Consider the following 11947-nt stretch of genomic DNA (forward strand, 5'->3'; position numbering starts at 1 on the left):
CCGGTCAGCAGCGGTCGAGCTCGCGCCGCCGACGGGGACGCAGGTCCGTCCAGTTCTGGTCGATGAAGTCCAGGCAGGGTTGCTTGTCATCGGGCCCGTGGATCACCGCCCACCCGGTGGGGACCGGGAGGAACCCGGGCCACAGGGAATGCTGGCCGTCGTCGTTGACGAGCACGAGGAAACTGCCGTCGGTGGTGTCGAAGGGGTTGGTCATGGCTGGTCCTTCCGTCGGTCCGTGTGGAGTGCGGTGGTGGCTGGTTCGAGGCGCTCGGCCAGGACCGGGGCGATGCGGTCCAGGGCCGGGGCGCCGGTCATCTCGGAGTGCGTGGTGCGCACCGGGTGGTCCTCGACCGTCCCGGTGACGTGGGGACGCCAGGTCTCGGCATCTGGGGAGCCGGGCCCCTTGCCTTCCGTGGCGGTGAAGAACAGCAGGTCGCCGTGGTGCGTGTCCGGTGTGTGGCTGCGCAGCAGGGCCGCGTGGTGGCGGAACCCGTGCGCGAGGGCGTCGACGGTGTCCGGGGCGAGGCCGGACAGCGGGTGGCCGTGGTCTGCGAGTACCTCCAGGAGCCCGTCGGCGTCGAGCTCCGTGTCGGTCCCCGCGGGCACACCGAGCGCCTCCAGGTACGCCGCGAGCAGTTGAGCCCGGTCGCCGAAGCTGTCGTTGTTCTCCTGGCCCACGGGGAACCCGTCCATCACCGCGAGCAGGTCGACCCGGTCGCCCTCCCGGTGCAGGCGCGCGGCGACGGCCTGGGCGAGGATCCCGCCGAACGACCACCCCAGCAGCTGGTACGGGCCCTCGGGCTGGATCTTGCGCATGTGTGCGATGTAGTCCCCGGCCAGCTCCTCGACACTGCGGCCGGTCGTGGCGCCGCCCGGTTCGACCGCGGGTGACTGGAGCCCGTGGACCGGCTGGTCGGGGTGGAGCCGGCGCAGCAGCCCGGCGTAGGGCCAGGCCAGCCCGCCCGCGGGGTGCACGCAGAACAGGGGTGTGCGGGCACCGCCGGGGCGCAGGGGAAGGACCCGGCCGAGCTCGTCGTCGCCGAGGACCCCGTCGCCGCCCCCGTCCGTCACCGCGAGCAGGGCGGCCACTGTCGGGGCGCGGAACAGCGTGGCCACACCGACCTCGCCGCCGAGCACCTCCGAGAGGCGGTCGGCGAGGCCGGGCACGAGCATCGAGTGCCCGCCCAGCTCGAAGAAGTTGTCGTGCACGCCGACCCGCGCGCGTCCGAGCGCCTCGGCGAACAGCGCGCACGCCTGCTCCTCCCGGGGCCCCCGCGGCAGGCCACGGATCCCGGTGTCCACGGTCTCCGGTTCGGGCAGGGCGTCGCGGTCGAGCTTGCCGTTCGGGGTGAGCGGCAGTGCGGCCATCGCGACGAACTGGGCCGGAACCATGTACTCGGGCAGCGTGTGCGCCAGGTGGGCGCGCAGCGCGTCGGCGGTCGGGTCACTGCCGCCGTGCCCGACGACGTAGGCGATCAGGCGACGGGTGGCCGGGTCGCCGCCGTGCACGACCACGGTGCTGTGCGCGACGTCGGGGTGGCGGTCCAGGGCGGCCACGACCTCGCCGGGTTCGATGCGGAACCCGCGGATCTTGACCTGGTCGTCGGCGCGGCCCACGAACTCCAGGTTCCCGTCCGGGTCCCATCGCACGAGGTCGCCGGTGCGGTACATGCGCGCGCCCGCCCCGGCGAAGGGGTCGGCCACGAACGCGGAACCTGTGAGCGCCGGTCGCCCGCGGTACCCCCGGGCCAGGCCTGTGCCGGAGATGTAGAGCTCCCCGAGTGCGCCGGCCGGAACCGGCTGGAGCCCGCCGTCGAGCACGTACACGGAGCTGTTGGCGATCGGCTGCCCGATGGTGGGTTCGGCTCGGTCCTCCACGCGGGCGACGACGCTGTCGACGGTGGCCTCGGTGGGCCCGTAGAAGTTGTGCGCGTGCAGCCCGGGGCGGGTTCGCAGGTCCTTCCAGAGTTCCGGGTCGACCGGTTCGCCGCCCAGGGCCACCACGGAGGGTCCGCCGTGGTCGTCGAGCAGGCCCTCGGCCATGAGCTGGCGGACGTAGGAGGGCGTGGCCTCCAGGGCGTCGATGCCGGCGCCGCGCAGGTGGGCGGCCATGGCACGGGGGTCGCGCCGCAGGGTGTCGTCGAGGACGTGGAGCTCGTGCCCCGCGACCATCCACAGGATGGGGTCCCAGGAGGCATCGAAGGCCACCCCGGCGGTGTGCGCGACCCGCAGCCTGCGCCCCAGGTGCGAGGCGGCGGGCGCGAAGAGGGTGTCGTGGTGTTGGCCGTAGAGGTTGGTCAGGGACCGGTGCTCGACCTCTACACCCTTGGGCCGTCCGGTCGACCCCGAGGTGTAGATGACGTAGGCGGTGTCGTCGGCCCGGGCAGGTCCGGCCCCAGGAACCATGGGGCCGGGCGCGCTCTCCGGCAGCGGTCGGTCGATACGCAGCACCCGGTGACCGTCCGGAACGCGTACCTCGGTCCCGGCCTCGGCCAGCACCAGGCACGGGCCGGCGTCGGCGAGCATCTGTGCGATGCGCCCGTCGGGGTGGGCGGTGTCGACGGGCAGGTACGCGGCGCCCGAGCGCAGCACGCCCAGGAGGGCCGAGACGGTACGGAGCCCGCGGGGCAGCAGCACCGCCACCGTGTCGCCGGGACCCACACCCCCGCTGCTCAGCGCGTTGGCCAGCTCCTGGGAACGCCCGCGCAGCCCGGCGAAGTCCAGGCTCCGATCGCCGTACACGAGCGCCGTGGCGTCCGGGGTCTCCTCGGCGCGGGCGTCGAAGAGCTCCACGACCGTCTCCGCGGGCAGTTCCCGGCCCGGTCCGCGGCCGCTCTCGAGCAGCTCGGAGCGTTCACCGTGGGCCAGCACGTCGAGGCGGCCCAGCGGCGCCGACGGGTCCTGCGCCGCTGCTTCGAGCACGAGCACGAAGCGCCGGGCCAGGTCTCCGGCGGTGGACTCGTCGAAGAGCTCGGCGTTGTGCGCGAGCGTGCCCCCGATGCCGTCCGGGGCACCCAGGTCGTCGGTGCGTTCCCCGAGCGTGAACAGCAGGTCGAACTTGGCCTCGGCGCCCTCGTCGAGGTCTTCGGCCCGCACGTCCAGACCGGGCAGGTCGACGACGGCCTCCTGCGTGTTCTGCAGGGCGAGCATGGTCTGGAACAGCGGGTGGCGGCCCAGCACACGTTCGGGTGCCAGGTGCTCCACCACCCGTTCGAAGGGCACCTCCTGGTGGGCGTAGGCGGCCAGCCACTCGTCACGGACCCGGTGCACCAGATCGGTGAAGGACGGGTTGCCCGAGGTGTCGGTACGCAGCACCAGCGTGTTGACGAAGAACCCGACCAGGTCGTCTAGCGCGTCGTCGGTGCGTCCGGCCACGGGGCTGCCGACCACGATGTCCTCGCCCGCGCCCAGGCGGGTGTGGAGAGCGGCCAGGGCGGCGTGCAGCACCATGAACAGGCTCGCGGACGATCCCCGCGCCAGGTCCAGGAGTCGGCGGTGCAGGTCGCGGCCGATGTGCACCGGTACCGACCCGGCGCGCTGCCGGGAGGTCGCGGGCCGCGCGCGGTCGGTGGGCAGCGGCAGCTCGGCGGGCAGATCGGCCAGACGCTCGGACCAGAAGCCGAGCTGGCGGGAGAGCAGGCTGTCGGGGTCGCTCTCGTCGCCGAGCAGGGACCGCTGCCAGAGCGCGTAGTCGGCGTACTGGACGGGCAGGGGGCTCCACCGGGGCTCGCGTCCGTCGCAGCGCGCCGCGTAGGCGGTCGACAGGTCGCGGGCGAGCGGGAGCGTGGACCAGGCGTCCCCGGCGACGTGGTGCACGACCAAGACGAGCAGGTGGTCCTCACCGGTACGGCGGACCAGTTCGGCCCGCATCGGGCGGTCGGTGCGCAGATCGAAGCCGCGGACGGCGAGTTCGCGGGCGCGGGCGTGCATCCCTTCCTCGTCGGTGGCGCGGCGCACCAGCAGGCGGTCGGCTACCTCGGGCGGGCCGAGCACACGCTGGTACGGCGTTCCGTCCTCCTCGGGGAGCACGGTGCGCAAGCTCTCGTGGTGTGCGGTCAGGTCGCCGAGCGCCCCGCGCAGGGCCGTGACGTCGACCCGGCCGGTCAGGCGCAGAGCCATGACGATGTTGTAGTCGGCGGCTTCCGGGTCCATGCGGTTCAGGAACCACAGTCGGCGCTGTGCATACGAGAGCGGCACACGCTCGGGCCGGTGGGCCGGCCGCAGCGGGGTCTGGGCGCGGTCGCCGGTGCCCAGGTGCCGGGCGAGCCGGGCGACCGTGGGCGCCTGGAACAGGGTGCGCACCTGCAGCTCCACCCCGAGCACCGTGCGGATGCGCGCGATCAGGCGGGTGGCCAGCAGCGAGTGTCCGCCCAGGTCGAAGAAGCTGTCGTCGATACCGACCTCGGGAACTTCCAGGGTCTCGGCGAACAGTGAGCACAGGGTGTTCTCGTCTCCGGTACGCGGGGCCCGCCCGCGGCCGTCGGCGAGCTCGGGCTCGGGCAGGGCGCGCTGGTCGAGCTTGCCGTTCGATGTGAGCGGGAAGGCGTCCAGATCCACGACGGCGGAGGGAACCATGTGCTCGGGCAGTCGCTCGGCCGCCCCGTCGCGTACCGATTCCGGATCGACGCGGTGGCCCTCGCCGGGGACCACGTAGGCGATCAGACGGGCGTCGGCGCTGTCGGCACCGGTGGCGACCACAGCGGCCTGGGCGACGTCCGGGTGCGCGGCGACGGCGGCCTCCACGTCCCCGGGCTCGACCCGGAACCCGCGCACCTTCACCTGGTCGTCGGCGCGCCCCACGTAGCGCAGCACGCCGTCGGGTCGGCGGACCACGAGGTCGCCGGTGCGGTACATGCGCGATCCGTCGTCGGCATCCGGGTCGGCGACGAAGCGCTCGGCGGTCAGCCCCGGTCGGCCGCGGTAACCGTCGGCCAGCCCCGCGCCGGTCAGGTGGAGCTCGCCCACCACACCGGAGGGCACCGGACGCAGGCGTCGGTCCAGCACCCGGGCGCCGGTGTTGTCGACGGGACGGCCGATCACCGGGTCGGTCTCCTCGTCGGAATGTGCGATGAGGCTGTCGACGGTGGCCTCGGTGGGCCCGTACAAGTTGAGGGCGATCACTCCGTCGGTCTCGCGCAGCTGCCGCCACAGGCGGGGCGGGGCCGCCCCNGGTTCGGCCCGTGCTCGGCCTCGAACAGCCCTGCGTGCGCGAGCTGCCCCGCCAGGCTGGGTGTGACCTCGATGCCGTCGACACGCGCGTCGAGCAGGTGGTCGGCGAGGGCGTCGGGTTCGCGGCGCACCCGGTCGGGGACGACGTGGAGCTCGTGTCCCGCGACCATCCACAGGATCGGGTCCCAGGAGGCATCGAAGGCCACCCCGGCGGTGTGGGCGAAACGCAACCTCCGGCCCAGGCGCTCGGCCTGCGGCGCGAACACGTACTCCATGTGCGAGTGCAGGAGGTTGTTCAGGGCCCGGTGCGAGACCTGGACGCCCTTGGGCCGCCCCGTGGACCCTGACGTGTGGATGAGGTAGGCGGGGTCCTCCGGCCGGGGCGGCTCGGGCAAGGACGCGCCCGGCGTGCAGCGCACCGGGGCGTCGAGGTCCACCCGCGGGGCCCACTCGGGCAGGTCGGCGGGGGAGGTGCGCGTGGTGACCACGCACGCCGGTTCCGCCTCGGCGAGCAGCCCGGCGATGCGCTCGGCCGGGTGAGCGGGGTCCACCGGCATGTGGACGGCGCCGGCGGCGAGGACCCCCATGAGCGCGGCGACGGTGTCGGTCGAACGCGGCAGGGCGACCGCCACCACGTCCCCGCGTCCGACCCCGGCCTCGGCCAGGCGTCGGGAGACCGCGCGGACCCGGGTGTCGAGGGCGGCGAAGTCGAGGTGCGCGTCGTCTGCGGTTACCGCGGTCGCGCCCGGGGTGGTGCGCACCTGTTCGCGGAATCGGTCCACGACTGTTCCGGCGGGAACGGTGCCGCGGGCCCGAGCCTCCTCGGCCTCCTCCCGGGCGATCTCGGCGCCGGTGCGCAGCTCGTGGGTGTGCACCGGCTGCTCGGGGGCGCGCACGAGGGCGTCGAGCAGGTGCGCATACCGGGCGGCGACGGTGTCGGCGGTGTCGCGGTCGAACAGGTCCGCGTCGAACTCGAGGTGACCGCTGAGCCCTGTGTCGGGACCGGCGGCCTCGGCGAGGTCGAACGACAGGTCGAACTTGGCGGTGCCGGTGGTGGCACCCGGTTCCGTCTCCACTGTGCAGCCGGGCAGGTGCAGGTCCGCTCCGGGTGTGTTCTGCAGCGACAACATGGTCTGGAACAGCGGGTGCCGCGCGGTGCTGCGTGCGGGTGCGGCCTCCTCCACGACCCGGTCGAACGGCACGTCCTGGTTCTGGAACGCGGCCAGGTCGGCGTCGCGCACCCGGTCCAGCAGCTCGAGGAACGTGGGCTCGCCCGACAGGTCGGTACGCAGGGCCAGGGTGTTGACGAAGAACCCGACCAGTTCGTCGAGTGCCCCGTCGCCGCGGCCTGCCACCGGGGTCCCCACCACCACGTCCTCGTCCCCGCCGAGACGGGAGAGGAGTGCGGCCAGGGCGGCGTGCAGCACCATGAACGGGCTCACCCCGCGGCTGCGCGCGAGATCGGCGAGGGCTCGGTGGGTGTCGGCCCCGACGGTGAGGGCGACGTGGCCCGCGCCGCGCTCGGGCTCGGGCGGGCGTGGACGGTCGTGCGGAAGGGTCGTCTCCCCCGGCACGCCCGCGAGCGCCTTCCGCCAGTACGCGAGCTGCCGGGCGGCTGGAGAGGCGGGGGCGTCCTCGGCGCCCAGGAGTTCGTGCTGGTGCAGCGCGTGGTCGGCGTACTGCACGGTCAGCTCGGGGAGTTCGTCGAAGGGCCCGGTGTCGCCGGTACGCGCGGTGTAGGCGGCTGCCAGGTCGCGGCCGAGCGGGGCCAGCGACCACCCGTCCGCGGCGATGTGGTGCACGACCAGCAGCAGCACCGCCTCGTCGTCCGCCGGCCGGAACAGCCGCACACGCAGCGGTGTCTCGGCGGTGAGGTCGAACCCGCGCGAGGACTCGTTGGCGAGCAGGCGCGGCAGCGTGTCCTCGGTGCAGCGCACCGTCGTCGCATCCACACGGCTGTCGTCGGGGCGCACGTCCTGGAACGGTCCGTCGGTGCCCCACGGGTGCACGGTGCGCAGGGGTTCGTGGCGGTGGACGAGGTCGCGCACGGCCCCGAACAGGGCGTCGGTGTCCAGATCACCGTGTACGCGCAGCGCCACCGGGATGTTGTACGTACCGGCCCAGGGCTCGAGCCGGTTGACGAACCACAGGCGCTGTTGGGCCGGAGCGAGCGGGATCTCCGGTGGGCGCACACGGGGCCGCAGGACGGGCACGTCCCCGCTCTCGCCGGCCCCCGACTCCCGGGCTTCCGCGGCCAGCGAAGCGGGAGAGGGGTGCTCGAACAGGTCGCGGACGGCCACCGCGAGACCGAGCTCGCCTCGGATGCGCAGGGCCAGGCGCGAGGCGGTCAGCGAGTGGCCGCCCAGTTCGAAGAAGTCGTCCTCGGCCCCGACCGTGTCCAGGCCCAACGCATCGGCGAACAGTGTGCACAGCGCGGCCTCGCGTTCGGTGCGGGGCGCACGCGATTCGGTTGCGGGACTCCCGGGCGCGGGCAGGGAGGTGCGGTCCAGCTTGCCGCTGGGCGTGAGCGGCAGCGTCTCGAGCGCCACGAGAGCGGCCGGGATCTCGTGCGCGGGCAGGCGAGCGCGAGCGTGTGCGTCGACGGCGCTCGGATCGGCGCAGCCCACGAGGTAGGCCACAAGGCGGGCGTCGGCGCCCTCCCCGTCGACGACGACGGCGGCGCGTTCCACGTCCGTGTGCTGTTCGAGCACGGCCCGCACCTCGCCGGGCTCCACACGGAACCCACGGATCTTGACCTGCTCGTCGGCGCGCCCGGCGAACTCCAGGGAGCCGTCGAGTGCCCGCCGCACGAGGTCGCCCGTGCGGTACAGGCGGGACCCGTCGCCGGAGAACGGGTCGGCGACGAAGCGCGAGGCGGTGAGCGCGCCCCGGTTCAGGTACCCGTCGGCGAGCTGGGCGCCGGACAGGTAGAGCTCTCCGACGGCGCCTGCGGGCACCGGTTCCATCGACGCGTCGAGCACGTGCGCCGCGGTGTTGGCCACCGGTGTGCCCAGGTGCGGGCCGGTCCCGTCGGTGACGGGGGCGGTCAGGCTGTCGACCGTGGCCTCGGTGGGCCCGTAGAGGTTGACCGCATGGATCGGTGAGCGCGCCAGTGTCGACCACAGGTCTGGATCGACGGCCTCCCCGCCCAGGGCCAGCACACTCAGACCGGTGTCGAGCAGGCCAGCGGGCAGCAGGGCCCGCACGAACGACGGGGTGGTCTCCACGGCGTCGATGCCGGACGCGTCCAGGTGGGCGACGAGCTCCTCGGGGTCACGGCGGAGGTGGCCGTCGACGAGGTGGACGGTGTGCCCGTCGATCATCCACAGCAGCGGGTCCCAGGAGGCGTCGAAGGAGGTTCCGGCGGTCAACGCGGCGCGGACCCGGCGGCCGAGCCGTTCCCGCGCGGGTTCGAAGAGGCGTTCGCGGTGGTCCAGGAGCAGGTTGTACAGCGCGGCGTGGCCGACCAGTACCCCCTTCGGGCGGCCCGTGGACCCTGAGGTGTGAATGACGTACGCGGCGTCCTCCGGCCGGGGCCCACGCACCGGTTCCTCGGACGGTTGGTCGCCCAGAGCCCGGATGGCGGGGTCGTCCAGCAACAGAACTCCGTCGTCGTGGGGTTCGGACGGTGCTGTCTCGGCGACGGCGACGGTGAGGACCGGACGGGCGTCCTCGGCCATGTCCGCCAGGCGCGCCTCCGGGTGGTCGGGGTCCAGCGGCAGGTGGGCTGCGCCGGACTTCAGCGTGGCGAGCACGGTGACGGGGAAGGCGGTCGTGCGCGGCAGGCGGGCGGCCACGACGGTTCCCGGCCCGGCCCCGTGCGAGGTGAGCAGTCGGGCGAGGCGGTCGCTGTGCAGGTCGAGCTCGGCGAAGGTGAGGTGGCCGTCCTCGGCGGAGACGGCCACAGCATCGGGGCGCTCGGCGGCGCGGCGGACGAAGGCGTCGACGACGGTGTGGTCCCCGTTCGCGCGCGTGTGGCCGCGGGCGGAGTCGAGCAGCTCGGTCCGTTCGCCGGGCTGCAGTCGCGGGAGCCGGCCCACGGCGGTGTCGGGGGCGTGGGCGAGCATCTCCACGGCCGACAACAGGCGCCGACGGTGGCTCTCCAGGTCCGTGCGGGTGTACAGGTCCGTGCTGCCGTCGAGGTCGATCCGCACGTCGTGCTCGGCGGTGATGCCGTGCACGACCAGGGACAGGTCCTCGACCGGGCCGACGGAGAGGTTGTGCGCGGTCGCGGGCAGGCCGGCGAAGGTGAGCTCCCTCCCGACCGGCATGATGTTGACCGACGGTCCGGTCAGGCGCCCGCCCCTGGGCACGAAACGCCGCAGTTCCTCGTACCGGGTGCGCTGGTGGCGCAGGACCTCGCGCGTGCGCACGGCGACCTGTCCGACGAGGGAGCGCAGGCTCTGTTCCGGCGCGACCGCGATGCGCAGGGGCACGATGTTGGACAACATCGACGGCACCGACCGGGCCAGTGCGGTGCGGCGCGCAGCGACGGGCAGGCCGAGCACGACGTCGCGGGCCCCGGTCGCGCGGTGCACGTACGCGGCGGTCGCGGCCAGAACGGCGGCGTGCGGACCGGTACGCTCACCCGCGGCCACCTTGCGCAGCGCCCCCATGCGCTCGGCCGGGATGCTGCCGGTCGTGCGGTGCAGCCGGGTGGGCATGCGGTGCGGATCGCCGGCCAGCCCGACCGCGCCGTGGTCGTCGTCGCCGGGCCCGTCCTCCAGGTACTCGGCCCAGAACGCGCGGTCGGCCTCGTCCTGCTCGGAGCCGGTGTACTCGGCCTCCTCCGCCAGGAGATCGGCCAGGAAGCCGTGCGGCGCGGGGCTCGCCTCGCCTCCCGCGGCCATGGCGTCGTAGTGCTCGGTGATGCGGCCGAGCAGCAGCATGGCGCTGTAGCCGTCCGCGAGCAGGTGGTGCGCACGCTGGTAGTGGACGTAGCGGTCGTCGGACAGCAGGAACAGCACCTCGGAGAAGAGCGGGCCGCCCTCGCTGACGTGCACGCTGTCGAGGTCCTCCCGCATGCGCGCGTGCACGGCGGCGTCCGGGTCCTCCTCGCCGCGCAGGTCGACGACGGGCATGTGCCAGTCGTCGGGCGGCTCCACACGCTGCCACGGCCCGTCCTCGTCCTCACCGAACACCAGGTGCAGGGCCTCGGTCTCCAGGACCATGGCCCGTACCGCCTGGGTGAACCGCTGGACGTCCAGGTCGCCGCGTAGCTCGACGTACTCGGCGATGTTGTACAGCGGGTTGCCCGGGTCGAGCTGCTGCGCGTACCAGAGACCCTTCTGGGCAGCGGTCAGGGGAAGTCTGCGGGACGTGCTCGGCGTCTGCATGGGGATGCTGGCTCCTGACGAACAGAACATGTGATGACCGGACGTGTCCAGTGCGGCCCGTGGCGGGGCGGCCGCCTCTGAGCGGTCGGCCGCACCGCTCCGGTCAGTGGTTGATCTGGTAGTTGCCGATGAAGACGGTGACCAGGCCGGACTGGCCCAGGACCGGGCCGAGGAGGCCGTCGTCACCCGTGGTCTCGGCGTCGGCCGGCTGCTCGGTCTGCTCGGGGAGCTCCTCCTGCGCGGAGGCGGGTGCGGCGGTACCGAGGGCGAGTACCGCCCCGGCCGCGGCGGTGGTCCCGAGGGCGGCGATGCTGCGGAGAGACGGAAGCACGGCGGTTCCTTTCGGTGTCCCTGTGACGGGCGGGCGGTCAGGTGTCACCAGGGATCCGGAGCCGCAGCGCGTGAGGATTGGTACGGGATGCGATTTTTCTCGACGAGCAGCGATCGACCCTGCCGAACCTGGGCACACGCACCACCCCGGACACACGAACGGGGCGGGGCGCACCCGGTGGTGCACCCCGCCCCGCGGGCCGGAGGTCAGAGCGGGAAGGAGGTCCCGGTCAGCTCCTCGGACAGCTCCCAGAGCCGCTCGGCCGCGACCGGGTCCTTCGCGGCAGGGCTGCGGGAGGAGACCGTGGGTGCACCCCGCATGCCGAAGAGCCCGCCCGGGCCGGCGAACCCGGCGCCGTCGATGTCCTGCGTCGCGGCGTAGACCGTGGGCAGGGCCCCGGCCCACGCGCTCTGCGCGATGACACGGTTGCCGAACATGGCCACGTTGCGGGAGAACGGGTCGGCGCCGTGGCTCTGCAGGTTGGTGGCGGCGTACCCGGGGTGGGCGGCCGTCGACAGCACGCGCGAGCCGGCCGCGTCCAGACGGTTCTGGAGTTCGAGGGTGAAAAGCAGGTTGGCCAGCTTCGACTGCCCGTACGCGCGGTAGGGCGTGTACCCGTGCTCCAGGTGCACGTCGTCGAAGTTGATTCCGGTCGACAGCCGGTGCAGGCCCGAGGACAGGGTGACCACCCGCCCGCTCACGTGCTCCAGCAGCAGGTTCGTGAGCGCGAAGTGGCCGAGGTGGTTGACGCCGAACTGCGTCTCGAAACCGTCGGCGGTGCGGCCCTCGGGCAGTGCCATGACACCTGCGTTGTTGATGAGCAGGTGGATGTCGCCGGACCAGTCCTCGGCGAACGCACGCACGGACTTCAGGTCGGCGAGATCCAGGCGGCGTACCTCTGGGTCGCCGGGGAGCTCCCGGGCCGCCTCCCGGCCCTTGTCCTCGTTGCGCACGGCGAGCACGACACGGGCGCCCTGGCCGCCGAGCATGCGGGCGGTCTCGAAGCCGAGGCCGCTGTTGGCCCCGGTGATCACGACCGTCCGTCCGGTCAGGTCGGGAAGGGAAACGGCGTTGGTCTGCATGTTCACAACGTAGGCAGCCGCCGGAGAAG

The 11947-nt window shown here is 73.5% G+C and carries 4 protein-coding genes and 1 pseudogene; all 5 read right to left on the minus strand.

All coding sequences use genetic code 11. The features are described 5' to 3' along the window. Nucleotides 1–4: 4 nt before the first annotated feature. Nucleotides 5–214, minus strand: a complete 210-nt coding sequence (locus D474_RS0108325; RefSeq protein ID WP_017613127.1) for an MbtH family protein — start codon at nucleotides 212–214, stop codon at nucleotides 5–7. Continuing rightward, nucleotides 211–975 carry a thioesterase domain-containing protein gene (locus D474_RS34235; protein WP_394296526.1) on the minus strand — a complete coding sequence of 255 codons (765 nt, stop codon included), beginning with the start codon at nucleotides 973–975 and terminating at the stop codon, nucleotides 211–213. Before D474_RS34235 ends, D474_RS0108325 begins: the two co-directional genes overlap by 4 nt. 95 nt (nucleotides 976–1070) lie before the next feature. Next, nucleotides 1071–10535 (minus strand): annotated as a pseudogene (locus D474_RS34240) (amino acid adenylation domain-containing protein); the annotation flags it as partial. 73 nt (nucleotides 10536–10608) lie between these two features. Next, entirely contained in the window at nucleotides 10609–10836 is a 228-nt protein-coding gene (locus tag D474_RS0108335; protein ID WP_017613128.1) for a hypothetical protein, read from the minus strand. A gap of 206 nt (nucleotides 10837–11042) precedes the next feature. Beyond that, on the minus strand, nucleotides 11043–11918 hold the full coding sequence (locus D474_RS0108340; protein WP_026118287.1) for an oxidoreductase: 876 nt from the start codon (nucleotides 11916–11918) through the stop codon (nucleotides 11043–11045). Nucleotides 11919–11947: the final 29 nt, after the last annotated feature.

This window comes from Nocardiopsis salina YIM 90010 (assembly GCF_000341025.1).
Taxonomy (GTDB): Bacteria; Actinomycetota; Actinomycetes; order Streptosporangiales; family Streptosporangiaceae; genus Nocardiopsis; species Nocardiopsis salina.

Bases quoted from the DNA above. Each gene is read 5' to 3' on its own strand.
- D474_RS0108325 (WP_017613127.1), bottom strand. From the start codon at position 214: ATGACCAACCCCTTCGACACCACCGACGGCAGTTTCCTCGTGCTCGTC.
- D474_RS0108340 (WP_026118287.1), bottom strand. From the start codon at position 11,918: ATGCAGACCAACGCCGTTTCCCTTCCCGACCTGACCGGACGGACGGTC.